Below are 24,656 nucleotides of genomic sequence, written 5' to 3'. Positions count from 1 at the left end.
AGACGGTCGGGGACGGCGAGACGGTGTCGGCGGCGTTCCGGGCCCGCACGGCGGGGGCGGAGGAGCGGCCGGACGGGGTGGGCGAACCCGGCGGGGCGCTCTCCGCGCCGTAGGCGGTCGCGGTGCCGCACACGGGCGCGGCCGTCGTCGCCAGGACGAGCAGCACCCGCACCAGGCGGAGCGTGAGTCGCAGCCATGGAGTCACGCCGGTGACCTCCGGGGAGATGCCGGGGCAGAAGGAATCCAGCCTCACATTTCATGGCGCACCCGGCATTCCGGGTTGGGCCGTAAGGGGCGGTACGCCGGATCACCGGCGCGCGGGGGTGCGTCGGTGATGGGGTGGGTGGGTGCGAGAGAATGACGGCATGGAGATGCCGAGGAACGAACGGTCGCCCGAGAACCCCCAGATCCTCGTCGTGGGCCAGGACGGGATGGCGCTCGGTGGCGACCCGGACGAGGGCTCCCGCGAGATCCCGGTGACGGACCAGGTGGAGCAGCCGGCGAAGGTCATGCGGATCGGCAGCATGATCAAGCAGTTGCTGGAGGAGGTGCGCGCCGCTCCTCTGGACGAGGCGAGCCGGGTCCGGCTGAAGGAGATCCACGCCAGCTCGGTCAAGGAGCTGGAGGACGGCCTCGCCCCGGAGCTGGTGGCGGAGCTGGAGCGGCTGTCGCTGCCCTTCACCGACGACGCGACGCCGAGCGACGCCGAGCTGCGGATCGCCCAGGCCCAGTTGGTCGGCTGGCTGGAGGGCCTCTTCCACGGCATCCAGACCACGCTGTTCGCCCAGCAGATGGCCGCCCGCGCCCAGTTGGAGCAGATGCGCCGCGCGCTCCCGCCGGGCAGTGTCCCGGAGGGCCCCGAGGAGCAGCACACCGGCGGCCGCTCCGGCGGGCCGTACCTGTAGGCACGTAGGACGAGAAGGGCCCGGCGGAAGCGATCCGCCGGGCCCTTGCCACAGGATGCCTACTGCGGCGGCTCGCCCGTGGAGACGTTCAGCGAGACCTCGCCCATGTTCTTCGGGTCGACGTCCGTACCCGGCGCGGGGAACTGGTCGAGGACCGTTCCGTCGCCCCAGGTGTTGTTGTCTTCCTTCTTCACCTTGTACTGCCAGCTCGCGGCCTGGAAGCACGCCTTCACGGAGTCGATGTTCTTGTACCGGAAGTCGGGCAGCCGGATCTTCTTCTCGTCGTTGTACGACTCCTGCGGCTCGGTGCACTCGGTGTCGTCGATGGTGCGCGAGGTGTCCGGACCCCGGTAGCCGGAGGCGTGCGAGGTGGTGGCGGCACTGGGGGAGCCGCCGCCGCCCGTGGTGTCGTCCTTCTTGTTCATGTTGAGCGCGATCACCAGGCCCGCGATCAGCACCGCGGCCACCGCCACCGAGCCGATCAGCACCGGCTTGTTGTTCCGGCCGCCGCCGCCCCCGGAGGAGGGCACCGCGGTCGGCGGCTGGGCCCCGTAGGCCGGCGCCGGCTGCCCGCCGTACGCGGGCGGGGTCGGGTAGCCGCCCTGCTGGGGGTAGCCGTAGGACGGGGCCGGGGTGCCGTACGGGTTCGGCGTCGGCTGGTACGGCTGCTGCACCTGGCCGTGGTGGGGCTGCGGGGCCGTGTGGTCGATCGGCGGGAACACCGCCGAGCCCACGCCCGAGCCGCTCTGCGCCGGACCCGCGCCCGGCACGATGCTCGGCGCCGCCTGCTGGAGCGAGGCGGCCACCCGCAGGCACTCCTCGCGCATCGCCTCGGCGGTGGGGAAGCGTTCGTTGGGGTTCTTCTTCAGCGCGCGGGCCACCAGGGCGTCCACCGCCGGGGGCAGCGCGCGGTTGATCGAGGAGGGCGCGACCGGCTCCTCCTGGACGTGCGCGTAGGCGATGGCCAGCGGCGAGTCCGCGTCGAAGGGCAGCCGGCCGGTGACGAGCTGGAACAGCATGATGCCGACCGAGTACAGGTCGGAGCGGGCGTCCACCCCCCGGCCGAGGGCCTGCTCGGGGGAGAGGTACTGCGGGGTGCCGACGACCATGCCGGTCTGCGTCATCGAGGTGACCCCGGACTGCATGGCCCGCGCGATGCCGAAGTCCATCACCTTGACCACGCCGCGCTTGGTGGTCATCACGTTGCCCGGCTTGATGTCCCGGTGGACCAGCCCCTTCTCGTGGCTGATCTCCAGCGCGGCCAGCACGTCCGCGGTGATCCTCAGGGCCTTGTCGGCGGGCATCGCGCCGAACTGCCGTACGTCGTCGGCGAGCACGGAGCCGAGCGGGCGGCCCTCCACGTACTCCATGACGATGTAGGGCATGCCGTCCGCTTCGTCCTCGCCGGTGTCGAAGACGGAGACGATGTTGGTGTGCGTGAGCTTGGCCACGGCCTGGGCCTCGCGGCGGAACCGCTCACGGAACGCCTGCTCCCGGCCCAGCTCGGTGTGCAGGGTCTTGATGGCCACCTGGCGGTCCAGCACCGAGTCGTGGGCCAGGTGCACGGCGGCCATGCCGCCCTCGCCGAGCAGGTCCTGGAGCCGGTAACGGCCACCGGCCAGTGCCCGCCCCGTGTACCGGCCGCCCTGTGCGCCGTCCTGGCTCATCGTTCCGTGTCCCCCACTGGCCCGTCGGAGCCGTCATCGACCGGACACGCGCCGCGCGGCACCTGTCTTGATCGAATGTGTCATTCCCGGCCAAGTCTGCCCGAGGGCACGGACACGTCAAGCCCGGTGCCCGTTCCGTGACCGTACGCGAAAGAAGCGTCGCGCAAGCGTTACAGCAGGCGTACGACCGGTGCACGGAATTTGCACGAGGGCCTGTGCTGCGGGTTTCATGGCCGGTCCGTCCTGGGCCCGTCCCGGTGCCGGATCGGGACCGGCGGCCACCGGCGAGGCTGTAGCGTGGCCGACGGAGTCCGTATCAACACCGCGCGCATCGCGGGCAGAAACGACGGCGAGGACCGATGGCACAGACGCACGGCGCCCAAGGCCCGTCCGACCCCGAGGCGGCGGCCGGCGGCGGCATGGCGGAGGCGCCGGAGAACTGGGGCAACGGCGGGCTCGTCGGCGACGGCCGCTACCGGCTCACCCACCGGCTCGGCCGGGGCGGCATGGCCGAGGTGTTCGCGGCCGAGGACGTCCGGCTCGGCCGCACGGTCGCGGTCAAGCTGCTGCGCGCCGACCTCGCCGAGGACCCCACCTCCAAGGCCCGCTTCACGCGGGAGGCCCAGTCGGTGGCCGGGCTCAACCACCACTCGATCGTCGCCGTGTACGACTCCGGCGAGGACCAGGTGAACGGCCAGGCCGTGCCGTACATCGTGATGGAGCTGGTCGAGGGCCGCACCATCCGTGAGCTGCTGGTCGACGCGGACGCGCCGGGCCCCGAGCAGGCCCTGATCATCGTCTCCGGGGTGCTGGACGCGCTCGCCTACTCGCACCAGCACGGCATCGTGCACCGCGACATCAAGCCCGCCAACGTCATCATCACCGACAACGGCGCGGTCAAGGTGATGGACTTCGGCATCGCCCGCGCCCTGCACGGCGCCTCCACGACGATGACCCAGACCGGCATGGTCATGGGCACCCCGCAGTACCTCTCCCCGGAACAGGCGCTCGGCAAGGCCGTCGACCACCGCTCCGACCTGTACGCCACCGGCTGCCTGCTCTACGAACTCCTCGCGCTGCGGCCCCCCTTCACCGGTGAGACCCCGCTGTCGGTGGTCTACCAGCACGTCCAGGACATGCCGGTACCGCCCTCGCAGGTCACCGCCGGCTGCCCGCCCGAGCTGGACGGCCTGGTCATGCGCTCCCTCGCCAAGGAGCCGGACGACCGCTTCCAGACGGCCGAGGAGATGCGCGGCCTGATCCAGTACGGCCTGCAGATGCTGTACGACCAGGGCGCCCACTCCGGCACCTGGAACACCGGCCCGGTGGACGCCGCCGCGGGCGCGCCGACCCCGCCCGGCGGCTACGCGGGCACCGCGGTGATGCCCCAGTCCGGCGGTTACGGCGGCGGCACCACGCAGATCCCGCAGCCGATCCTGCCCGGCGGGTACGGGAGCGGCGACGACGGCGGCTTCGAGGGCCACGGCAACAAGGGCAGCGGCAGGGGCAAGCTCCTGGTGCTGGCCGCGCTCGCCCTGGTGGCGGTCGTGGCCGGTGTCGCGCTCGCGCTGAACAACACCGGCGGCGACGAGGGCAAGGGCGGCACCAAGCCGACCCCGACGCACTCCCGGACGCACAAGGACGACAAGGCGTCCGAGGCGCCGACCGGCGACACCTCCAAGGAGCCGACGGACGACCCGGCCACCCAGGGCGGCTCGGGCTGGAACAACGGCTCGAACTACACGCCGTCCTACCGGCCGACCGACCCGGGTACGGCCAAGCCGTCGGACGAGCCGACCGACCCGCAGACCTCCGAGCAGCCGAGCGCCCCGCAGACCTCGCCGCCCGCCACGGGCGACGCGTCCGGCGGCGGCACGGACGCGGGCACCACGGACGGCACGGGCAACGCGGGCGGCACCGACCAGGGCACCACGGCCGGTGCCGGCGGCGCGGACGCCGGTGCGGCGGCCGGAGCGGACGCGGCCGGCGCGAACGGCACTTGAATGCCGACGTTGCCGGCCCCCGGAACGGGCCCGGACGGGCCCGTCGGCTGACGGGGCCGAAGCGGCTCAGCCGGTGAAGGCGTCGCACACCGCGTCGTACTCCCGTGTCCACCACACCGCGAGCGCGGAGGCGGCCGGGAACTGGCAGTCGGCGCGGGTGTCACCGCGCTCGTAGTGCCAGCGCAGCATCCAGAAGTCGTTCAGGCGCTCCCACCACACCCGGTGCACGGCCGCCGCCAGCTCCGAGGGGGTGGCGCGCGCCGCGCGCCGGTACGCCCGCGCGTACGCCCGCGCCTTGGGCAGGTCCAGCATCCCCGCGGGCCGTACGAAGAAGATCGCGGCGGCGCGTACGGCCTCCTCGGCGCGGGGCTGCACCCCCAGGCGGTCCCAGTCGACGATGGCGGCGGGGGTGCCGCCCCGGTAGAGCAGGTTGAACGGGTGGAAGTCGCCGTGCACCCAGCCCACCGGCCCGCCGCGCGGCGGGCGGCGGTGGGTGTGCTGCTCCAGCAGCGACCGGCGTTCCAGCAGGCGGTGGCGGGCCAGGTCGTCGAAGGCGTCGGCGGGTCTGTGGCGGTGGACGTGGCCGAGCAGGTCGTCGATGAGGGCGAAGGTGTCGGCCGGGTCGGCGCTCTCCACCGGGTGCGGGCTCGTGGCCGGCCGGGTGCGCCCCTTGGGCGGCATCACGCGCTCCAGGCAGGCGTGCACGGCGCCCAGCAGGGCGCCCAGGCGCGCGCTCTCGGAGCGGGTGAGCTGGCCGCCGTGCAGATGTCCGCCCTCGATCCAGGGGTGCAGGGCGTAGGCGTGCCCGCCGACGACCGCGACCGTACGGCCCTCGCGGTGGGTGAGCGGAGGGACGGCCGGGACGCCGACCTCGGCCAGGCGCTGGGTGGCCAGATGGCGGCGCTCGATGGCGTCGGGGTCGGCGGTGTCGGGGTCGAAGTGGTGCTTGAGGAAGTACCGCCCCCGTGTGGTGCGCACCCGGTAGCCCCGGTTGAGCAGTCCCTGGTCGACCGGTTCGCAGGCGAGGGCCGTACCGGCTTCGTACAGGGGTAACAAGGTGCCGAGCGGGGGCGCGTGGGGCACGACGGGTGGTACACGAAGGCGCTGCACGCGCCGATGCTAGGGCACGAAAAGACCCCGTGAGCTGGGGGTTGTCACAGGCAGTCGTCGGCGGTCGCATTCGGTCACCCGGCGTGCCCCGGTGAACGTCCGGGTGCACACGGAAGTGCAATTCGCGCGCGGCGCGAAATAAATCCCCGCCCGTCCCCGGTGACGCGCCGGGACTCTTCCTTTGAGCTGGGTGGGCGGGATAACGTGCCGTTGCTCCGGCCTCCTGCAAGGCTGTGACCAGCGAACTTCCGGGACTTGTGGATTTACTTGGAAATCCAAGCAAAAACGCAGGTCAGGTGGGGTTTCACAGAAATGTGGAGCACTGGGTAACGTTAAAAGCCGCAGGCGCTCGCCGGGGCACCTGTCACGCCTGTTCCCGGCCGAGCGGCACCCACCCCGTGCCCGGTGGTCGAGAAGAGGTGGCCGCTCCCCCCGGCTCCGACCGAGCAAGGGGGAACCCAGGCTCACCGGCAACCCCGTGGGCCGGAACGACGGAGGAGCACACGTGACCGTGGAGAGCAGTGCCGCGCGCAAGCCGCGACGCAGCGCCGCAGGCAAGGCCGGTACCGCCGGTACCGGGCGCAGCACCCGCAGCACCGCCAAGCAGGGCACCGAGCCGGAGCTGGTACAGCTCCTGACGCCGGAGGGCAAGCGGGTCAAGAACGCCGAGTTCGACGCCTACGTCGCCGGCATCACCCCCGACGAGCTGCGCGGTCTGTACCGCGACATGGTGCTCACCCGCCGCTTCGACGCGGAGGCGACCGCCCTTCAGCGCCAGGGCGAGCTGGGCCTGTGGGCCTCGCTGCTCGGCCAGGAGGCCGCCCAGATCGGCTCCGGCCGCGCCACCCGCGAGGACGACTACGTCTTCCCGACCTACCGCGAGCACGGCGTCGCCTGGTGCCGCGGGGTCGACCCGACCAACCTGCTCGGCATGTTCCGGGGTGTGAACAACGGCGGCTGGGACCCCAACGGCAACAACTTCCACCTGTACACGATCGTCATCGGCTCGCAGACGCTGCACGCCACCGGCTACGCGATGGGCGTGGCCAAGGACGGCGCGGACTCGGCCGTGATCGCCTACTTCGGCGACGGCGCGTCCAGCCAGGGCGACGTGGCGGAATCGTTCACCTTCTCCGCGGTGTACAACGCCCCGGTCGTGTTCTTCTGCCAGAACAACCAGTGGGCGATCTCCGAGCCCACCGAGAAGCAGACCCGCGTCCCGCTCTACCAGCGCGCCCAGGGCTACGGCTTCCCGGGCGTCCGGGTGGACGGCAACGACGTGCTGGCCTGCCTCGCCGTGACCCGCTGGGCGCTGGAGCGCGCCCGCAACGGCGAGGGCCCGACCCTGGTCGAGGCGTTCACCTACCGGATGGGCGCCCACACCACCTCCGACGACCCCACGCGCTACCGCCACGACGACGAGCGCGTCGCCTGGGAGGCGAAGGACCCGATCCTCCGCCTGCGCGCCTACCTGGAGTCCTCGAACCACGCGGACGAGGGATTCTTCGCGGAACTGGAGAGCGAGTCCGAGGCGTTGGGCAAGCGAGTGCGGGAAGCGGTCCGCGCCATGCCGGACCCGGACCGCTTCGCCATCTTCGAGAACGTGTACGCGGACGGGCACGCGCTCGTCGACGAGGAGCGCGCCCAGTTCGCCGCCTACCAGGCGTCGTTCGCGGACGCTCAGGGGGGCAACTGACATGGCGGAGAAAATGGCTCTGGCCAAGGCGATCAACGAATCGCTGCGGCGCGCGCTGGAGACCGACCCGAAGGTCCTCGTCATGGGCGAGGACGTCGGCAAGCTCGGCGGTGTCTTCCGGGTGACGGACGGCCTCCAGAAGGACTTCGGCGAGGAGCGGGTCATCGACACCCCGCTCGCCGAGTCCGGCATCGTCGGCACCGCGATCGGTCTCGCCCTGCGCGGCTACCGCCCGGTGGTCGAGATCCAGTTCGACGGCTTCGTCTTCCCGGCGTACGACCAGATCGTCACCCAGCTCGCGAAGATGCACGCGCGCTCGCTGGGCAAGGTCAAGATGCCCGTCGTCATCCGCATTCCCTACGGCGGCGGCATCGGCGCGGTCGAGCACCACTCCGAGTCCCCCGAGGCGCTGTTCGCGCACGTGGCGGGCCTGAAGGTGGTCAGCCCGTCCAACTCCTCGGACGCCTACTGGATGATGCAGCAGGCCATCCAGAGCGACGACCCGGTGATCTACTTCGAGCCCAAGCGGCGCTACTGGGACAAGGGCGAGGTCGACCCCGAGCTGATCCCCGGCCCGCTGCACAGGGCGAGCGTGGTCCGCGAGGGCACCGACCTGACGCTGGCCGCGTACGGACCCATGGTCAAGCTGTGCCGGCAGGTGGCCGACGCGGCCGCCGAGGAGGGCAAGTCCCTGGAGGTGCTCGACCTCCGCTCGGTCTCCCCGCTGGACTTCGACACCATCCAGACCTCGGTCGAGAAGACCCGCCGTCTGGTGGTCGTCCACGAGGCGCCGGTGTTCCTCGGCTCCGGCGCGGAGATCGCCGCGCGGATCACCGAGCGGTGCTTCTACCACCTGGAGGCCCCGGTGCTCCGGGTCGGCGGCTATCACGCCCCGTACCCGCCGGCGCGCCTGGAGGACGAGTACCTGCCGGGTCTGGACCGGGTGCTCGACGCCGTCGACCGCGCCCTTGCGTACTGAGGAAGGTTTCGTGACGACGATGACGGAAGCTTCCGTGCGCGAGTTCAAGATGCCGGACGTGGGCGAGGGGCTCACCGAGGCCGAGATTCTCAAGTGGTACGTGCAGGTCGGGGACACGGTCACCGACGGCCAGGTGGTGTGCGAGGTCGAGACCGCCAAGGCGGCCGTCGAACTCCCCATCCCCTACGACGGGGTGGTGCGTGAGCTGCGTTTCGCCGAGGGCACCACGGTCGACGTGGGTACGGCGATCATCGCGGTGGACGTGTCGGGCGGGGCGGCTCCCGAGCCGGCGCCGGCCGCGTCCGCCGTGCCCGCTCCGGCACCCGCCGAGGACGCCGAGCCGCAGGGCCGTACCCCGGTGCTGGTGGGGTACGGGGTGGCCGCCTCCTCCACCAAGCGGCGTCCCCGCAAGGGACCCGAGGTGGCGGTGGCCGCCGCACCGGCCGAGCTGAACGGGCACGGCCCCGCCGCTCCCGCTCCCGCTCCGGTTAAGGAGCGCCCGCTGGCCAAGCCGCCGGTGCGCAAGCTGGCCAAGGACCTGGGCGTCGACCTGGCGCGGGTCGTCCCGTCCGGGCCGGACGGCATCATCACCCGTGAGGACGTGCACGCGGCGGTGGCTCCGGCGGAGACCGTGGTGGAGGCCCCGGTTCCGGCCCCGGCCGCCGTGCCCGCTCCCGCGCCCGCCGTGGCGGGGTACGACTCCGCGCGGGAGACGCGTGTCCCGGTCAAGGGGGTCCGCAAGGCGACCGCGCAGGCGATGATCGGCTCGGCGTTCACGGCGCCGCACGTCACGGAGTTCGTGACGGTGGACGTGACGCGGACGATGAAGCTGGTCGAGGAGCTGAAGCAGGACAAGGAGTTCCAGGGGCTGCGGGTGAACCCGCTGCTGCTGATCGCCAAGGCGCTGCTGGTCGCGATCAAGCGCAACCCCGAGGTCAACGCGTCCTGGGACGAGGCCGCCCAGGAGATCGTGCTCAAGCACTACGTCAACCTGGGCATCGCGGCGGCGACTCCGCGCGGGCTGATCGTGCCCAACATCAAGGACGCGCAGGACAAGACGCTCCCGCAGCTGTCCGCGGCGCTGGGCGAGCTGGTGAGCACGGCCCGTGAGGGCAAGACGTCCCCGGCGGCGATGCAGGGCGGCACGGTGACCATCACCAACGTCGGCGTCTTCGGCGTCGACACCGGTACGCCGATCCTCAACCCCGGCGAGTCCGCGATCCTCGCCGTCGGCGCGATCAAGCTCCAGCCGTGGGTCCACAAGGGGAAGGTCAAGCCCCGCCAGGTCACCACTCTCGCCCTCAGCTTCGACCACCGCCTGGTCGACGGCGAACTCGGCTCCAAGGTCCTGGCAGATGTCGCGGCGATTCTGGAACAGCCGAAGCGATTGATCTCCTGGGCGTAGAAAGCCCTTTCCGCCTGCGGAAACGCCGAGACCCTGACGTCCGGTCAGGGTCTCGGCCTCCCATAGGAATTCCGGGACCATGACTTACCGTCAAGGTCTCGGAATTTTCTCGTTGAGCACAGGAAACGGCGCGACTCGGCGTCACGTGAAGGGCCCGCCCGCACGGAGTGAACCGTGTGGGCGGGCCCTGTTCCGCCGAAGCGGCAGCCTTACTTGGTGAAGCCGTAGTTCAGGAGCTTCGTCGCGTCCGTGCCGCGCTGGGTGACGGAGGACGACGCGAGGACCGTGCCGATGACCGTCTTGCCGTTGCGGGTGGCGGCGAAGACGAGGCAGTACTTGGCCTCGGGGCCGGAGCCGGTCTTGACGCCGATGGTGCCGCTGTAGCTGCTCAGCAGCGTGTTGGTGTTGGTCCACGCCTTCATCGTGCGCGTGCTGCCGGTCTTGGTGACCGTCTTCGCCGTGTACGACTTGGTCTTGACGATCGCGCGGAAGTTGGCGTTCTTCATCGCGCTGCTGGCGATCTTCGTCAGGTCGCGCGGGGTCGAGTAGTTCGAGCCCTTGCCGATGCCGTCGAAGGAATCGAAGTGCGTGTTCTTCAGGTTGAGGGCCTTCGCGGCGGAGTTCATCTTGCCGAGGAAGGAGGTCACGCGCGCGGAGTGCGTGCTGCCCGAGCCGTACTTGTCCGCGAGGACGTAGGCGGCGTCGCAGCCGGACGGCAGCATCAGCCCGTAGAGGAGCTGGCGGACGGTGACCTTGTCGCCGACGATCAGGCCGGCCGAGGACGCGTTGTTGGCGACGATGTAGTCGCTGGCGCCCTTGGGGATGGTGACCTTGGCGTCCAGGTTCAGGTTCGGCTGCGCCAGCACGACCTTGGCGGTCATGATCTTGGTGGTGGAGCCGGTGGAGCGGCGGGTGTCCGCGGCCTTGGTGTACAGCGACGCACCGGTGGAGTTGTTCATCACGTAGCCGCCCGCGGCCACGATCGAAGGCGCGGAAGCGGCCTGCGCGGGCGCTGCGGTGAGGGCACTGGTGGTGAGCAGCGCGCCGGACGCGACGGCGACGGCGGCGGCCCTGCGGAGGGAGGAGCCCTTGATGCCGGTAATCAAAGCGAAATACCTCGATTGTCTGAAATGCCCTTGGAATGCGGCCTAGTTGAGGTGCCCTGAAAGGAGGGCCGCACCTGTGTGACAAGTGAACGGCCCCCATGGTTGCACTCCCCGCGAAGGAAAATTCCCGGCACTCCGCTGACGCCTCTTCAGCCGGGTCCGCATGCTGGACCGCGCTGTCCCGCCCCGCCTGTTGTATCTATCCTGTAGGCATGCAAACGGCCACCAGGCAGCCACCCGCCGCCGACCGCGTCTACACCCACGTCAAGCAGGGCGTCCTCGACCGCCGGTACGAGGGCGGCACCCTCCTCACCGAGGGCGAGCTGGCCGAAGCGGTGGGGGTGTCCCGTACCCCCGTCCGCGAGGCGCTGCTGCGGCTGGAGGCCGAGGGGCTGATCCGGCTGTACCCGAAGAAGGGCGCGCTGGTGCTGCCGGTCTCCGCGCAGGAGATCGCCGACGTGGTGGAGACCAGGCTGCTGGTCGAGGAGCACGCCGCCCGCAAGGCGGTGCCCGCGCCGCCCGCCCTGCTGGACCGGCTCGCCGAGCTGCTCCAGCGGCAGCGGGAGCAGGCCGCGGCGGGCGACTTCGCCGCCGCCGCCGTCACCGACCGCTGCTTCCACGCCGAGATCGTGCGCAGCGGAGGCAACGAGATCCTCTCCCGCCTCTACGACCAGCTCCGCGACCGCCAGCTCCGGATGGGCGTCGCCGTGATGCACTCGCACCCCGACCGGATCGCCAAGACGCTCACCGAGCACGCCGGGATCCTCGACGCGCTGCGCGCCGGGGACGCGGAGGCGGCGGTCGGGCTGGTGCACCGGCACGTCGGCTGGTTCTCCGAGCTGGCGCGCGGGGAGGTCCGGTGAACCGGCCCACGACCACCCTGCCGGGTGATCCTCCGGGCGGCCGCCGGGCCGTCGCCGTGTGGTCCATAGGCGTCGCGGTCTACTTCGTCGCCGTCATCTTCCGCACCTCGCTCGGCGTGGCCGGCCTGGACGCGGCGGACCGCTTCCATGTGAACGCCTCCGCGCTGTCGACGTTCTCGATCCTGCAGCTGCTCGTGTACGCGGGCATGCAGATACCCGTCGGCCTGCTGGTGGACCGGCTCGGCACGAAGAAGGTGCTGTGCCTGGGTGCGGTGCTGTTCACGGCCGGGCAGCTCGGCTTCGCCTTCTCCCCCTCGTACGGCACCGCCCTCGCGTCCCGCGCGCTGCTGGGCTGCGGGGACGCGATGACCTTCATCAGCGTGCTGCGCCTGGGCACCCGGTGGTTCCCGGCCCGGCGCGGGCCCTTCGTCGCGCAGCTCGCCGGGCTGGTCGGCATGGCGGGCAACCTCGTCTCCACCCTGGTGCTGGCGCGGCTGCTGCACGGCCTCGGCTGGACCCCGGCGTTCGCGGGCAGCGCGCTGGCGGGCGCGGTCGTACTGGCGCTGGCGCTGCTGTTCCTCAAGGACCACCCCGAGGGCCACGAGCCGGAGCCCTTCCCGCACCAGGGTGCCGCGTACGTACGCCGGCAGATCGTGGAGGCATGGCGGGAGCCCGGTACCCGGCTGGGGATGTGGGTGCACTTCACCACCCAGTTCCCGGCGATGGTCTTCCTGCTGCTGTGGGGGCTGCCGTTCCTGGTGCAGGCACAGGGGCTCAGCCGGGCCACCGCGGGTGAGCTGCTCACCCTGGTCGTGCTCTCCAACATGGTGGTCGGGCTCGTCTACGGCCAGGTCGTCGCCCGGCACCACGCGGCCCGGCTCCCGCTGGCCCTCGGTACGGTCGCCGCGACCGCCGTGATGTGGGCGCTGACCCTCGCCTGGCCGGGCGCGCACGCGCCGATGGCGCTGCTGGTGGTGCTGTGCGTGGTGCTCGGCGCCTGCGGTCCCGCCTCGATGCTCGGCTTCGACTTCGCCCGTCCCGCCAACCCGCCCGAGCGTCAGGGCACCGCCTCCGGCATCACCAACATGGGCGGCTTCATCGCCTCCATGACCACCCTCTTCGCCATCGGCGTCCTCCTGGACGCCACCGGCGACGACTACTCCGTGGCCTTCTGCGCCGTCTTCGTCCTCCAGGCCCTCGGCCTCACCCAGATCCTCCGCCTGCGCAGCCGGGCGGCCCGCCGGGAGCGGGAGCGGTTGGTGGCGAGCAGGGTGGAGACCGTGCACGTGCCCGCGGCGTGAGCCTAGGGCGCTTCGGCGGGGCCGGGTATGTCAGCGGGGCTGATCTGCAACGCGGCTACCCCGCCCGCTGCCGGGCCCTGGGCGAGGTGCCGTGCCCGGCGCTCATCCCTGCCGTCGACACCGCGGGCGGTCAGGCCGTCCAGTCCCTCACCGGAACCAGCGTCAGGTACGCCATTCCCAGGATTCCCCGGTAGCTCATCCACTGGGCCCGGTGGCGGTCCAGGCGTTCGCGGAGCTCGGCCGCGTCCGGCTCGGCGGCCAGCCGGACTTCCTGGTCGGCCTGGTAACCCGACTCGAATTCCTCCCACTCGGGGAGAGTGGCGGTCTCCGTCCACTCCGGGCGGAAGCCGGACTCGACGGCGAGGTCCAGGAGGGCGGGGAGGGTGAGGTGGTCGGACTCGGCGGCGCCCGGCCACATGCCCGCCAGCTCGGCGGGGGTGGGCCGGCGGTCCCATATGCCCTCGCCCAGGAGGACCCGGCCGTTCTCGGAGACCAGGCGGCGCAGGGAGCGCAGGGCTTCCGGTGTGGGGCAGCCGGCGTCGGACAGGGCCTGGGTCGCGCCCAGGCAGAGGACCAGGTCGGCGGGGCCGTGGGTGGTGTCGCGGGCGGACTCCGCCAGGAAGGACACCCGTCCCGCCAGGCCCCGCTCCTCCGCCGAGCGGCGGCCCCGGCCGAGGTCCGTCTCGTTCAGGTCGACGCCCGTGCCCCGTGCCTCCGGGACCGCTTCCAGGACCCGGAGCAGCAGCTCGCCCCAGCCGCAGCCGATGTCGAGGACGGTGTGGGGGCGGTTCGCGGAGAGGCGGCCGACGATCGCGTCGGCACGGGCGGAGGAGAGCGGGCCGTGGAAGGTGAGTCGAGTGGTCATGGCGGGGACCGTAACCGCGGCCCGGACCACCGGCACCCGATTAAAAGGTCACGGCGTGACCGCGAAGTTCCGCAGGATCGCCGCCGTCAGGTCCGGGTCGCCCTCGGTCTTGACGCGGTCGCCGGCCGCCTCCGCACTGATCCGCCCGCAGGCCAGCCGGAAGTACGTCTCCCAGTCGAGGCTGAAGCTGGCGGCGGGCCCGAGCGCGGGTGCCGTCTCCAGCGTGCCCCGGCCCTGGATGTCGACGCGGATCGTGCGCAGGAACTCCACCGGCCCGTGCACGTCGAAGACGATCGCCGAACTGCGCGGCGCCTCGGCCTTCTTGGCGACCACCATGGGCAGCCCGGCCAGCAGCAGGTCACGGGCGACCAGCGCGCCGGGCGAGTCGAGGTTGCCCGGACGCCCGAGGGCGGTGCGCAGATCCTGCTCGTGCACCCAGACGTCGAACGCCCGCATCCGCATGGCGTGTTCGAGGGTGATCTCCTTGCCCATCGGCCCCCGGACGACGGTGTCGGGCTGCCGGGACTCGTTGCGGATCTGCCGGTTGCGCCGGATGACCGTGTACTCCAGCTCCGACGTCATCTCCGGCGCCGTGTGATGGCGGCGCACGTCGACCTGCATCTCCATGTACCGCTGCGCCTCGTTGGTGACGTGGAAGAGGTCGCGGGGCAGCGTGTGGATCGGCCGGGGGTCGCCGAGCATTTCGCAGTCCAGCCCGATGACGTGGGAGACCACGTCCCGCACCGACCAGCCGGGGCACGGCGTACGCCGGTTCCACTCGGCCTCGGCCAGCGGGTTCACCAGCTCGGATATCGCGTCGATCGAGTGGTTCCAGGCGTCGGCGTAGGGCTGGAGGGTGGGATGCAGACTCACGGAACAGGACCCCTCGGCGGTCGGTACACGGGCAGAATCGGCGGCTGCACTGGGCGGGTGTCTGGAAACTCCCCCACGCTCTCGGCTTGCGCGAGGAGGGGGGACCCCCAAGTTACGCTGCTCCGATACCCCCCGGCAGTGCTTTCGTGTGACGATCGTAGGCCCGTGGGAACGACTCGAATGCCAGGACGGTGGTAGTGTGCGCGCCTCGCTGATCCAGATCCGTGTGGACGAGGGCGAATCCGTGGCCGAACGGCGTTCGCGCGCGGCGGACCTCGTACGCGCCGAGGCCGACGCGGACCTCGTGGTGCTGCCCGAGCTGTGGACCACCGGGGCGTTCGCCTACGACACCTTCGCCACCGAGGCCGAGCCGCTTCAGGGCCCCACCCACGACGCGATGGCGCGCGCGGCCGAGGACGCGGGCGTCTGGCTGCACGCCGGGTCCGTCCCGGAGCGGGACCCCGACGGCACCCTCTACAACACCGCGCTCGTCTTCTCCCCCTCCGGGGAACTGGCCGCCTCCTACCGGAAGATCCACCGCTTCGGCTTCGACCAGGGCGAGGCCGTGCTGATGGGCGCCGGGCGCGAACCCGTCACCGTCCCGCTGCCCGGGACCACCGTCGGCCTCGCCACCTGCTACGACCTCCGCTTCCCCGAACTCTTCCGCACCCTCACCGACGCCGGCGCCGAGACCCTGGTCGTCTCCGCGGGGTGGCCCGAGCGCCGCCGCGCCCACTGGACGCTGCTGGCCCGGGCACGCGCGGTGGAGAACCAGGCGTACGTCCTCGCCTGTGGAACGGCCGGTACGCACGCCGGAGTTCCCCAGGCGGGTCACTCGATCGTGGTGGACCCGTGGGGCGAGGTACTGGCCGAGGCGGGCCCGGACGAGGAGGTGCTCGGGGTGGAGTTCGACCCGGCGAAGGTCCCGGCGACCCGTGAGCAGTTCCCCGCGCTGAAGGACCGCGTCCTCGGCCTGGCACCGCCCCGCCGCTGAGCCTCGGCCGATGGGCCTCAGCCGTCCTCCCGCTCCTTCTCCGCCAGGTGGATCACGCACACCGCCACCGCGATGAGCAGCGCCGGGTCGGCGTCGTCCCGTACGACGTCGACCCCGTAGGTGTCGCGGACGGTGAGCCACCGGCGGGAGATCACCGCGAGGAGTTCGCCCTCGTACTCCACGGCGAACTCGCGGTCCAGGATCTTGCCGCTGATGTCGAGTTCGGTGCCGTCGACCAGGTCGACGCGGTAGTGGTTGCGCAGCAGGGACAGCCGCTTGCGGCGGACGGTGGCGAGGTCCTCCCCGTCCCGCTGGATCACCATGGTGTCGCGCAGGGCGAACATCTTCTGGTGGATGTCGATCAGGACGTTGCCCGCGGTGTCCTTCAGCTCGAAGGTGTCCCGCAGCCGCATGGCCTTGCCGTCGACGAGGAAGACCTTGCGGCCGTTCTCGTCCTCGATCCAGTAGTCGTCGCCGATGCCCAGCAGCCGGTCGCGCACGAGGAGTCTCATGGGGGAAGCGCTTCCCCGGCGGCGGGCGTTCCTCACCGGGGGACGGGTCCGAACCGCTTCCGGTAGTCGGAGGGGCCGAGGCCGGTCTCCCGGCGCAGCCGCGCCCGCAGGTTGGCCGCGGTGCCCAGTCCGCTGCGGGCGGCGACCACGTCGAGCCTGGTCTCCCCACGCTCGATCAGCCGGCAGGCCAGCGCCACCCGTTCGCCGGTGAGCCAGGCCAGCGGGGTGGTGCCGAGGCGCTCGCGGAAGCGGCGGTGCAGGGTGGCGGGGGAGACGGCCGCGCGGGCGGCGAGGTCGGCCACGGTGAGCGGTTCGCCCAGCCGTTCCTGTGCCCAGGCCAGCAGCGGGCCGAGCGAGCCGTCGGGCACCTCGGGCAGCGGGCGTTCCACGAACTGCCGCTGTCCGCCGTCCCGGTGGGCGGCGAAGACCAGGCGCCGGGAGACCGCGTTGGCGATCTCGGCGCCGTGGTCCCGCTGCCACAGGTACAGCCCCAGGTCGAGCGCGGCCGCGCTGCCGGAGGCGGAGAGCACGTCACCGTCGTCGACGAAGAGCACGTCCGGCTCCAGCAGCACCTTCGGGTGCAGCCGCCGGAAGGTGTCGGCCCAGCGCCAGTGGGTGGCGGCCCGCCGCCCGTCGAGCAGCCCGGCCTCGGCGAGCGCGAAGGTGCCGGTGCAGAAGCTCACGATCCGCGTGCCCCGCGCGTGCGCGCGCCGGATCGCCTCCCGTACGGGGGCCTCGCGCGGGACCACGTTGTCCGGGCGGCCGGGCACGATCAGGGTGTCCGCGCCGTCCACCGTGTCCAGCCCGGCCACGTCGGTCAGGGTGAGGAAGCCGTGGTTCATCCGCACCTCGCGGGTCGGCGCGCACACCGTGACCTCGTACAGCGGGTCGGCGAGGCCCAGTTCGGGGCGGGGCAGGCCGAACAGCTCGGTGGCGACGCCGACCTCGAACGGGTTGGTGCCGGCGTCCACCAGGACGGCGACCCGGTGGGTGCGCCGCGCCTGCGAGGATTCTTGCGCCATGTGCGATTCCTAGCACTCGTGCGGGGCGCCCGCACACCCCACGATGAACACATGGCAACCGAACAGCCCCGCTCCCTCCCCGACGTCCTCGCCTCCTTCAGCGACCGCTGGAGCCCCCGCATCGTCGCGTCGGTCAACGACTACGACGTGCGCGTGGCCAAGGTCGAGGGCGAGCACCTCTGGCACGCGCACGACGACACCGACGAGTTCTTCCTCGTCCTGACCGGCGAGCTCCACATCGCGCTGCGCGAGCCGGCCGGTGAGCGCACGGTCGTCCTGCCTCGGGGCTCGGTCTTCACCGTCCCGCGCGGCACCGAGCACAAGCCGTACGCCCCGGTCCCCACCGAGATCCTGCTCCTCGAACCCACCGGCACCCTGACGGTGGGCGACCGGCACGAAGAGGTCCCGGACCACGTGGACGCCACCACCGGGCACACCCTGGACTGATGCCCGCCCCTCCTGGTGGCACCCTTGAAGCATGAACGACTCCGCTTCTCGACGTGTCCGTGTCCGTGCCCCCGAGCTGATCGGCAAAGGCGGCTGGCTGAACACGGGTGGTAAGAACCTGACGCTCGCGGACCTGCGAGGTAAGTGTGTTGTCGTAGATTTCTGGACGTTCTGCTGCATCAACTGCCTGCACGTCCTGGACGAGCTGCGGGAGCTGGAGGAGCGGCACCGGGACACCGTGGTCGTGGTCGGCGTGCACTCCCCGAAGTTCGTGCACGAGGCCGAGCACCAGGCGGTCGTGGACGCGGTCGAGCGGTACGGCGTGGAGCACCCCGTACTGGACGACCCTGAGCTGGCCACCTGGAAGCAGTACGCGGTACGCGCCTGGCCGACCCTGGTGGTGATCGACCCGGAGGGGTACGTGGTCGCCCAGCACGCCGGTGAGGGGCATGTGCACGCCATCGAGCGGCTGGTGGCGGAGCTGGAGGCCGAGCACGAGGCCAAGGGCACCCTGCGCCGGGGCGACGGCCCCTACGTGGCGCCGGAGCCGGAACCGACCGTGCTGCGCTTCCCCGGCAAGGCGCTGCTGCTGCCCTCGGGGAACTTCCTGGTCAGCGACACCACCCGGCACCAGCTGGTCGAGCTGGCCGAGGACGGCGAGAGCGTGGTGCGCCGGATCGGCACCGGTGCGCGCGGCTTCACGGACGGCTCCGCCGGGCAGGCGTCCTTCAACGAGCCGCAGGGTCTCGCCCTGCTGGACGACGGCTCCGTGGTCGTGGCCGACACTGTGAACCACGCCCTGCGCCGCCTGGACCTCGCCTCCGGCGCGGTCACCACCCTGGCCGGCACCGGCGGCCAGTGGATGCAGGGCGCCCCCACCTCGGGACCGGCCCGCGAGGTCGCCCTGTCCTCACCGTGGGACGTGGCCCTCTTCGGCGGCCGGGTGTGGATCGCCATGGCGGGCGTGCACCAGCTGTGGACGTACGACCCGGCGGCGGAGACCGTCCGGGTCGCGGCCGGAACCACCAACGAGGGTCTGGTGGACGGCCCCGGCGCCGAGGCGTGGTTCGCGCAGCCCTCCGGGCTCGCGGCGGCCGGCGACCGGCTGTGGCTCGCGGACTCCGAGACCTCCGCGCTGCGCTGGGTCGACCTGGACGGCGCCGTGCACACCGCCGTCGGCACCGGCCTGTTCGACTTCGGCCACCGGGACGGCGAGGCCGGGCAGGCCCTGCTCCAGCATCCGCTGGGCGTCACCGCGCTGCCGGACGGCTCGGTCGCCGTCGCCGACACCTACAACCACGCCCTGCGCCGCTTCGACCCCGCCACCGGCGAGGTCACCACACTCGCCACCGACCTGCGCGAGCCCAGCGACGCGGTGCTCGTCGGCGACGACATCGTGGTGGTCGAGTCCGCCCGCCACCGGCTGACCCGGCTGCGCCTGCCCGAGGAGGCGGTGCGCGTGGAGGCGGTCGCCCACCGCACGCAGCGCGCGGCCACCGAGGTGGCCCCCGGCCGGCTGCGGCTGGACGTGATCTTCCAGGCGCCCGCGGGCCAGAAGCTGGACACCCGCTACGGCCCCTCGACCCGGCTGCTGGTCTCCGCGACCCCGCCCGAGCTGCTGCTCAAGGGCGAGGGCGCGGACAGCGACCTGAGCCGGGAGCTGGAGCTGGACCCGGCCGTCACCGAGGGCGTGCTGCACGTCTCCGCGATGGCCGCCTCCTGCGACGACGACCCGGCGAACGAGTACCCGGCCTGCCATGTGCACCAGCAGGACTGGGGCGTCCCGGTGCGCCTCGTCGCGGGCGCGGGGGACCGGCTGCCGCTGGTCCTGGCCGGCCTCGACGCGGGTGACGGGCGCTGAGTCAGGCGCCGTAGCCGTCCGAGTAGCCGTCGCGCGGCGCGTGCCGCTCCTCCTCCACCACCCGGGTGGGCGGGACGACCACGCGGCGGCGCCGGGCGATGCCGCTGAAGGTCGCCAGGCCGATGAGACCGGCGGCCATGAAGATGATGCCGACCAGGTCGAGGTTGACGCCGCTCATGTGCCAGTCGGTGGCAAATGTGAGGATCGCTCCCACGGCTATCAGGATGATGCATCCGCCGAGGCCCATGAGATCTCGCCTCCCCTTCCGGTTCCGGAATCTCCGGTCCCGTTCGGCGGGTACCCCCCATCCGGCCGGTTAGCCACCCGGCCGGGTTGTCAACTACGCCTCCAGAAAGGCCGTCAGGGCCTCGGCGAGGAGGAACGGGTCGTCCGCGCCGCAGAGTTCGCGCGCGCTGTGCATGGAGAGGATCGCGACGCCGATGTCCACGGTGCTGATGCCGTGGCGGGCGGCGGTGATGGGGCCGATGGTGGTGCCGCAGGGCATCGAGTTGTTCGAGACGAACGTCTGGAACGGCACCCCGGCCCGCTCGCACGCGGCGGCGAACACCGCGCGGCCCGAACCGTCCGTGGCATAGCGGTTGTTGACGTTCACCTTGAGGATCGGGCCGCCGTTGATCCGCGGGTGGTGCGTGGGGTCGTGCCGCTCCGCGTAGTTGGGGTGCACGGCGTGCCCGGTGTCGGAGGAGAGACAGACGGTGCCGGCGAAGGCACGGGCCCGGTCCTCGTAGGAGCCGCCGCGGGCGAACACCGAGCGCTCCAGCACGCTGCCGAGCAGCGGGCCGTCGGCGCCGGTGTCCGACTGCGAGCCGTTCTCCTCGTGGTCGAAGGCGGCCAGTACGGGGATGTGGGTGAGCGTTTCCCCCGAAGTGGCGGCGGCGATCAGCGCGGCCGTGCCGGCGTGCACGGAGAGCAGGTTGTCCATCCGGGGCCCGGCGACCAGCTCGCGGTCGCGGCCGAGGTAGGCGGGCGCCTCGACCGGATAGGTCATCAGGTCCCAGCCCGCGACCGAACCGGGCTCCAGCCCGGCCTCCTCCTCCAGGAAGGCGATCAGGTCGCCCTCGCGGACGTCGTTCCCGAGACCCCAGACGGGCTGGAGGTGGCGCTGCTTGTCGAGCTTGAGGCCGTCCACGGAGACCGAGCGGTCCAGGTGGATGGCGAGCTGCGGCACCCGCAGCAGCGGGCGGTCGACGTCGACCAGGACCGGGCTGCCGTCGCGCAGGATGAGCCGGCCGGCGAGACCGAGGTCGCGGTCGAGCCAGGAGTTCATCAGCGGGCCGCCGTAGATCTCCACGGCGACCTGGCGCCAGCCGTGCGCGCCGCTGTCCGGCTCGGGCTTGACCCGCAGGTTCGGGGAGTCGGTGTGCGCGCCGACGATCCGGAACGGGGTGTGCGCGGTGGCGCCCTCGGGGACGTACCAGGCGATGACCGCGCCGCCGCGCAGCACGTACCGCCCCCCGCTGCCGGTCCCCGCGGGGGTGTCCCACGCCTCGGTCTCGGTGACCTGGGTGAAACCTGCCTCTTCCAGCCGCGCGGCGACGTTCGCCACGGCGTGGTACGGCGTCGGGCTCGCCGCGAGGAAGGCCATCAGGTCGTCGGTGTGGCCGCGGTCGAAACGGCACGGTGCGCTCATGGCGTTTACCTTAACGACGAGCGCGGGCCCGCTCTCCGGAAGGAGGAAGCGGGCCCGCGCGGGGTCTGCGGAGGGAGGGCGGGGACTAGAACGCGGCCTCGTCCAGCTCCATCAGGTCCAGGTCGACATCGGAGGCGACCTTGCGGGCCAGGGTGACGCCGGGCAGGACGTTGGCCGCGAAGAACTTCGCCGCCGCGATCTTGCCGGTGTAGAAGGCCACATCCTTGGAAGAGGCCGTCTGGAGCTTCTCGGCGGCGACCGCCGCACCGCGCAGCAGCAGGTAGCCGACGATCACGTCACCGGAGGCCAGCAGCAGGCGGGTGGTGTTGAGACCGACCTTGTAGATGTTCTTGACGTCCTGCTCGGTGGCCGCGAGGTCGGTCAGCATCAGGCCGACGATCGCCTCCAGCTCGACGGCCGCCTTGGCCAGGTGCTCGCGGGCGCCCGCCAGCTCCTCGCCGCCGGTGGCCAGCGCCAGGAACTTCTTGATGTCCTCGGCCAGACCGTTCAGCGCGGCGCCCTGGTTGCGGACGATCTTCCGGAAGAAGAAGTCCTGGCCCTGGATCGCCGTGGTGCCCTCGTAGAGGGTGTCGATCTTGGCGTCGCGGATGTACTGCTCGATCGGGTACTCCTGGAGGAACCCGGAGCCGCCGAAGGTCTGGAGCGACTGCGCGAGCTGCTCGTAGCCCTTCTCGGAGCCGTAGCCCTTCACGATCGGCAGGAGCAGGTCGTTCAGCGCGTGCTCGGCGGAGGCGTCCTCACCGTTCGCCTCCTTGACCGCGATGGTGTCCTGGACGGACGCCGTGTGCAGCACGAGGGCGCGCATGCCCTCCGCGTACGCCTTCTGCGTCATCAGCGAGCGGCGCACGTCGGGGTGGTGGGTGATGGTGACCTTGGGCGCCTTCTTGTCCATGAAGTTGGCCAGGTCCGGGCCCTGGACGCGCTCCTTGGCATACTCCAGCGCGTTGAGGTAGCCGGTCGACAGGGTCGAGATGGCCTTCGTGCCGACCATCATGCGGGCGAACTCGATGATGCGGAACATTTGGCGGATGCCGTCGTGCTTGTCGCCGATCAGCCAGCCCACGGCGGGGTGGCGGTCGCCGAACGTCATCTCGCAGGTGTTGGACGCCTTGAGGCCCATCTTGTGCTCGACGTTGGTGGCGTAGACGCCGTTGCGCTCGCCCAGCTCGCCGGTCTCGCCGTCGAAGTGGTACTTCGGCACCAGGAAGAGGGAGAGGCCCTTGGTGCCGGGGCCGGCACCCTCGGGGCGGGCGAGGACGTAGTGGAGGATGTTCTCCTCCATGTCGTGCTCACCGGAGGTGATGAAGCGCTTCACGCCCTCGATGTGCCAGGAGCCGTCCTCCTGCTGCACGGCCTTGGTGCGGCCGGCGCCCACGTCCGAACCGGCGTCCGGCTCGGTGAGGACCATGGTGGAGCCCCAGGTCCTCTCGACCGCGATCTTCGCCCACTGCTTCTGCTCCTCGGTGCCCTCCTCGAAGAGGATGCGCGCGAACGCGGGGCCGGAGGAGTACATCCAGACGGCCGGGTTGGCGCCGAGCACCAGCTCCGCGTACGCCCAGATCAGGGACGGCGGGGTGTTGGTGCCGCCGATCTCCTCGGGCAGGCCGAGCCGCCAGTACTCCGAGTCCATGAAGGCCTTGTAGCTCTTCTTGAAGGAGGCCGGGACCGGCGCGGTGTTGGTCTCGGGGTCGAAGACCGGGGGGTTGCGGTCGGCGTCCACGAAGGACTCCGCCAGCTCGTTCTCCGACAGACGGGTCAGCTCGGCGAGGACGGACTTGGCGGTGTCGGTGTCCATCTCCTCGAACGGGCCGGTGCCGTACAGCTTCTCGCGGCCGAGGACTTCGAAGAGGTTGAACTCGATGTCGCGCAGGTTGGACTTGTAGTGCCCCATGGTGACTCCATCACGGACTCGGCGAGGCACTGACTCCTCGCGGCTGATCACGTACCAACAAGTGACTACGATGATGCTACCCGTCGGTAATAAGACGCAACCCCGGCGGGTGTGACAAGCCTCTACCGCTCTCCTGACCCGGCCGTCCGGGCTCGGTACTCTTGCGCGCATGTACGGCTACGACCAGAACGTGGGCGCCCAGCAGAGTTACGTGCCGCCGCAGCAGCAGCCGGGTGGTGTCGGCGGGTACGGCCAGCAGCCGCCGCTCTACCCGGAGCCGTCCGCACCCTCGCTGGCGGACGCGGTGCGCGCCTTCACCACCGGGCAGATGGCCGCCGAGGACTTCCAGCAGGTCTTCGCCACGTCCAAGGTGTACTGCCCGCGCGGTGACACCCCCGGCTTCCTCGCCCTGCACAACACCCAGCAGCCGGTGATCCCGATGTTCACCTCGCTGAAGGAGCTGCGCCGGTACGCGGGCAAGGAGTCCAAGTACTTCGTGATCACCGGCGCCGAGGTGATCGACCTGCTCCCCACCGGCTACGGCTTCGTGGTGGACATGGAGGGCGAGCACCGGATGGTGTTCGACGCCAAGGCGGTGGAGCAGATGGTGGAGTTCGCCATGCGCCGGATGTACGGATAGCCCCTGTCCGTCGGTGGAGAGGCCCGGAGGGAATTACCTCCGGGCCTCCTGTGTTGTGGCTGGCGAAAAGTTCAACGCTCAACTAAACTGGGTCCACAAGGAGGTACCGACCATGCCTGCAGTGACCGTCGAGAACCCGTTGACGCTGCCCCGTGTGACCGCGTCCGTCGACGCCGTGTCGCGTCCGGTGCTGACCGTGACGACCGCGCCGAGCGGCTTCGAGGGCGAAGGGTTCCCGGTGCGCCGCGCCTTCGCCGGGATCAACTACCGCCACCTCGACCCGTTCATCATGATGGACCAGATGGGTGAGGTGGAGTACGCGCCGGGCGAGCCCAAGGGCACTCCCTGGCACCCGCACCGCGGCTTCGAGACCGTCACCTACATCATCGACGGGATCTTCGACCACCAGGACTCCAACGGCGGTGGCGGCACCATCACCAACGGCGACACCCAGTGGATGACCGCCGGCTCGGGCCTGCTGCACATCGAGGCCCCGCCGGAGCACCTGGTCATGTCGGGCGGTCTCTTCCACGGGCTCCAGCTCTGGGTGAACCTCCCCGCCAAGGACAAGATGATGGCGCCGCGCTACCAGGACATCCGGGGCGGCAGCGTCCAGCTGCTCACCACCCCCGACGGCGGCGCGCTGCTGCGTGTCATCGCCGGTGAGCTGGACGGGCACGCGGGTCCCGGCATCACCCACACGCCGATCACCATGATCCACGCGACCGTGGCGCCGGGCGCCGAGATCACCCTGCCGTGGCGCGAGGACTTCAACGGCCTCGCCTACGTGCTCGCCGGGCGCGGCTCGGTGGGCGCGGAGCGCCGCCCGGTGCGCACCGGGCAG

22 protein-coding genes and 1 pseudogene are annotated in these 24,656 nt (G+C 71.5%); 12 read left to right on the top strand and 11 right to left on the bottom strand.

Going from position 1 to position 24,656, the window contains the following annotated elements:
• A pseudogene (locus CCN33_RS01670) lies at window positions 1–253 on the bottom strand (hypothetical protein); the annotation flags it as partial.
• A 112-nt stretch (window positions 254–365) separates the two neighbouring features.
• On the opposite strand from CCN33_RS01670, the gene CCN33_RS01665 reads away from it, so the two are divergent.
• Window positions 366–905 carry a bacterial proteasome activator family protein gene (locus CCN33_RS01665; protein WP_086690310.1) on the top strand — a complete coding sequence of 180 codons (540 nt, stop codon included), beginning with the start codon at window positions 366–368 and terminating at the stop codon, window positions 903–905.
• A gap of 59 nt (window positions 906–964) precedes the next feature.
• Here CCN33_RS01665 and CCN33_RS01660 read toward each other — a convergent pair whose 3' ends face one another.
• Window positions 965–2,572: a protein kinase domain-containing protein gene (locus CCN33_RS01660; protein WP_086690308.1), complete on the bottom strand. Its 1,608-nt coding sequence runs from the start codon at window positions 2,570–2,572 to the stop codon at window positions 965–967.
• 359 nt (window positions 2,573–2,931) lie between these two features.
• Between CCN33_RS01660 and CCN33_RS01655 the strand changes: the two genes are divergently transcribed.
• Complete coding sequence (locus CCN33_RS01655) at window positions 2,932–4,575, top strand: protein kinase domain-containing protein (protein WP_086690306.1); 1,644 nt, start codon at window positions 2,932–2,934, stop codon at window positions 4,573–4,575.
• Window positions 4,576–4,641: 66 nt separating this feature from the next.
• Here CCN33_RS01655 and CCN33_RS01650 read toward each other — a convergent pair whose 3' ends face one another.
• Window positions 4,642–5,685, bottom strand: a complete 1,044-nt coding sequence (locus tag CCN33_RS01650; protein ID WP_086690304.1) for a phosphotransferase — start codon at window positions 5,683–5,685, stop codon at window positions 4,642–4,644.
• A gap of 505 nt (window positions 5,686–6,190) precedes the next feature.
• Between CCN33_RS01650 and pdhA the strand changes: the two genes are divergently transcribed.
• The 3 genes from pdhA to CCN33_RS01635 are packed head-to-tail and all read left to right on the top strand — an operon-like array spanning window position 6,191 to window position 9,765.
• Window positions 6,191–7,381 (top strand): pyruvate dehydrogenase (acetyl-transferring) E1 component subunit alpha, encoded by a 1,191-nt coding sequence (pdhA, locus tag CCN33_RS01645; protein ID WP_086690302.1) that lies wholly within the window; start codon window positions 6,191–6,193, stop codon window positions 7,379–7,381.
• A 1-nt stretch (window position 7,382) separates the two neighbouring features.
• Window positions 7,383–8,360, top strand: a complete 978-nt coding sequence (locus tag CCN33_RS01640) for an alpha-ketoacid dehydrogenase subunit beta (protein WP_086690300.1) — start codon at window positions 7,383–7,385, stop codon at window positions 8,358–8,360.
• A 10-nt stretch (window positions 8,361–8,370) separates the two neighbouring features.
• Window positions 8,371–9,765, top strand: a complete 1,395-nt coding sequence (locus CCN33_RS01635; RefSeq protein ID WP_086690298.1) for a dihydrolipoamide acetyltransferase family protein — start codon at window positions 8,371–8,373, stop codon at window positions 9,763–9,765.
• Between the two features lie 209 nt (window positions 9,766–9,974).
• On the opposite strand, the gene CCN33_RS01630 is transcribed toward CCN33_RS01635, so the two are convergent.
• Window positions 9,975–10,871 carry a D-alanyl-D-alanine carboxypeptidase family protein gene (locus tag CCN33_RS01630; RefSeq protein ID WP_086690295.1) on the bottom strand — a complete coding sequence of 299 codons (897 nt, stop codon included), beginning with the start codon at window positions 10,869–10,871 and terminating at the stop codon, window positions 9,975–9,977.
• A gap of 212 nt (window positions 10,872–11,083) precedes the next feature.
• Here CCN33_RS01630 and CCN33_RS01625 point away from each other — a divergent pair, with 212 nt between their 5' ends.
• A complete protein-coding gene (locus CCN33_RS01625; RefSeq protein ID WP_086690293.1) occupies window positions 11,084–11,734 on the top strand; it encodes a GntR family transcriptional regulator in 651 nt (216 codons plus the stop codon).
• On the top strand, window positions 11,731–13,035 hold the full coding sequence (locus CCN33_RS01620) for an MFS transporter (RefSeq protein ID WP_086690291.1): 1,305 nt from the start codon (window positions 11,731–11,733) through the stop codon (window positions 13,033–13,035). The genes CCN33_RS01625 and CCN33_RS01620 overlap by 4 nt, the downstream gene beginning before the upstream one ends.
• Window positions 13,036–13,165: 130 nt before the next feature.
• Here CCN33_RS01620 and CCN33_RS01615 read toward each other — a convergent pair whose 3' ends face one another.
• Window positions 13,166–13,900, bottom strand: a complete 735-nt coding sequence (locus CCN33_RS01615; protein ID WP_086690289.1) for an SAM-dependent methyltransferase — start codon at window positions 13,898–13,900, stop codon at window positions 13,166–13,168.
• A gap of 48 nt (window positions 13,901–13,948) precedes the next feature.
• Window positions 13,949–14,773, bottom strand: a complete 825-nt coding sequence (locus CCN33_RS01610; RefSeq protein WP_086690287.1) for a maleylpyruvate isomerase family mycothiol-dependent enzyme — start codon at window positions 14,771–14,773, stop codon at window positions 13,949–13,951.
• Between the two features lie 199 nt (window positions 14,774–14,972).
• Here CCN33_RS01610 and CCN33_RS01605 point away from each other — a divergent pair, with 199 nt between their 5' ends.
• Window positions 14,973–15,767, top strand: coding sequence for a carbon-nitrogen family hydrolase (locus tag CCN33_RS01605; RefSeq protein WP_086690285.1), 795 nt, complete (start codon window positions 14,973–14,975; stop codon window positions 15,765–15,767).
• A 17-nt stretch (window positions 15,768–15,784) separates the two neighbouring features.
• On the opposite strand, the gene CCN33_RS01600 is transcribed toward CCN33_RS01605, so the two are convergent.
• Window positions 15,785–16,279 (bottom strand): LURP-one-related/scramblase family protein, encoded by a 495-nt coding sequence (locus CCN33_RS01600; protein ID WP_086690283.1) that lies wholly within the window; start codon window positions 16,277–16,279, stop codon window positions 15,785–15,787.
• A 32-nt stretch (window positions 16,280–16,311) separates the two neighbouring features.
• Window positions 16,312–17,301 (bottom strand): helix-turn-helix domain-containing protein, encoded by a 990-nt coding sequence (locus CCN33_RS01595; RefSeq protein ID WP_086690281.1) that lies wholly within the window; start codon window positions 17,299–17,301, stop codon window positions 16,312–16,314.
• Between the two features lie 51 nt (window positions 17,302–17,352).
• Between CCN33_RS01595 and CCN33_RS01590 the strand changes: the two genes are divergently transcribed.
• Together CCN33_RS01590 and CCN33_RS01585 are read left to right on the top strand one after the other, a co-directional pair.
• Entirely contained in the window at window positions 17,353–17,748 is a 396-nt protein-coding gene (locus CCN33_RS01590) for a cupin domain-containing protein (protein ID WP_086690279.1), read from the top strand.
• A gap of 31 nt (window positions 17,749–17,779) precedes the next feature.
• Complete coding sequence (locus CCN33_RS01585; RefSeq protein WP_086690277.1) at window positions 17,780–19,609, top strand: NHL domain-containing thioredoxin family protein; 1,830 nt, start codon at window positions 17,780–17,782, stop codon at window positions 19,607–19,609.
• A 1-nt stretch (window position 19,610) separates the two neighbouring features.
• On the opposite strand, the gene CCN33_RS01580 is transcribed toward CCN33_RS01585, so the two are convergent.
• The 3 genes from CCN33_RS01580 to CCN33_RS01570 all read right to left on the bottom strand — a co-directional run bounded on the left by CCN33_RS01580 (window position 19,611) and on the right by CCN33_RS01570 (window position 23,172).
• The gene (locus tag CCN33_RS01580; RefSeq protein ID WP_086690275.1) at window positions 19,611–19,856 is read right to left on the bottom strand and encodes a DUF6458 family protein; all 246 of its coding nucleotides are present in this window, start codon (window positions 19,854–19,856) and stop codon (window positions 19,611–19,613) included.
• A gap of 93 nt (window positions 19,857–19,949) precedes the next feature.
• Window positions 19,950–21,260, bottom strand: a complete 1,311-nt coding sequence (locus tag CCN33_RS01575; RefSeq protein ID WP_086690273.1) for a M18 family aminopeptidase — start codon at window positions 21,258–21,260, stop codon at window positions 19,950–19,952.
• 85 nt (window positions 21,261–21,345) lie between these two features.
• Window positions 21,346–23,172 (bottom strand): acyl-CoA dehydrogenase, encoded by a 1,827-nt coding sequence (locus CCN33_RS01570; protein ID WP_086690271.1) that lies wholly within the window; start codon window positions 23,170–23,172, stop codon window positions 21,346–21,348.
• Window positions 23,173–23,341: 169 nt separating this feature from the next.
• Between CCN33_RS01570 and CCN33_RS01565 the strand changes: the two genes are divergently transcribed.
• Window positions 23,342–23,812 carry an SseB family protein gene (locus CCN33_RS01565; RefSeq protein WP_086690269.1) on the top strand — a complete coding sequence of 157 codons (471 nt, stop codon included), beginning with the start codon at window positions 23,342–23,344 and terminating at the stop codon, window positions 23,810–23,812.
• Window positions 23,813–23,924: 112 nt separating this feature from the next.
• Window positions 23,925–24,656: pirin family protein (locus CCN33_RS01560; protein WP_244173545.1), on the top strand; the 732-nt coding region annotated here is incomplete at its 3' end.

Source organism: Streptomyces recifensis, from assembly GCF_002154615.1.
In the GTDB taxonomy this organism is placed as follows: domain Bacteria; phylum Actinomycetota; class Actinomycetes; order Streptomycetales; family Streptomycetaceae; genus Streptomyces; species Streptomyces griseoluteus.
Note: the sequence above shows the minus strand (reverse complement) of the source record. Positions and strands in the feature narration are given on the sequence as shown.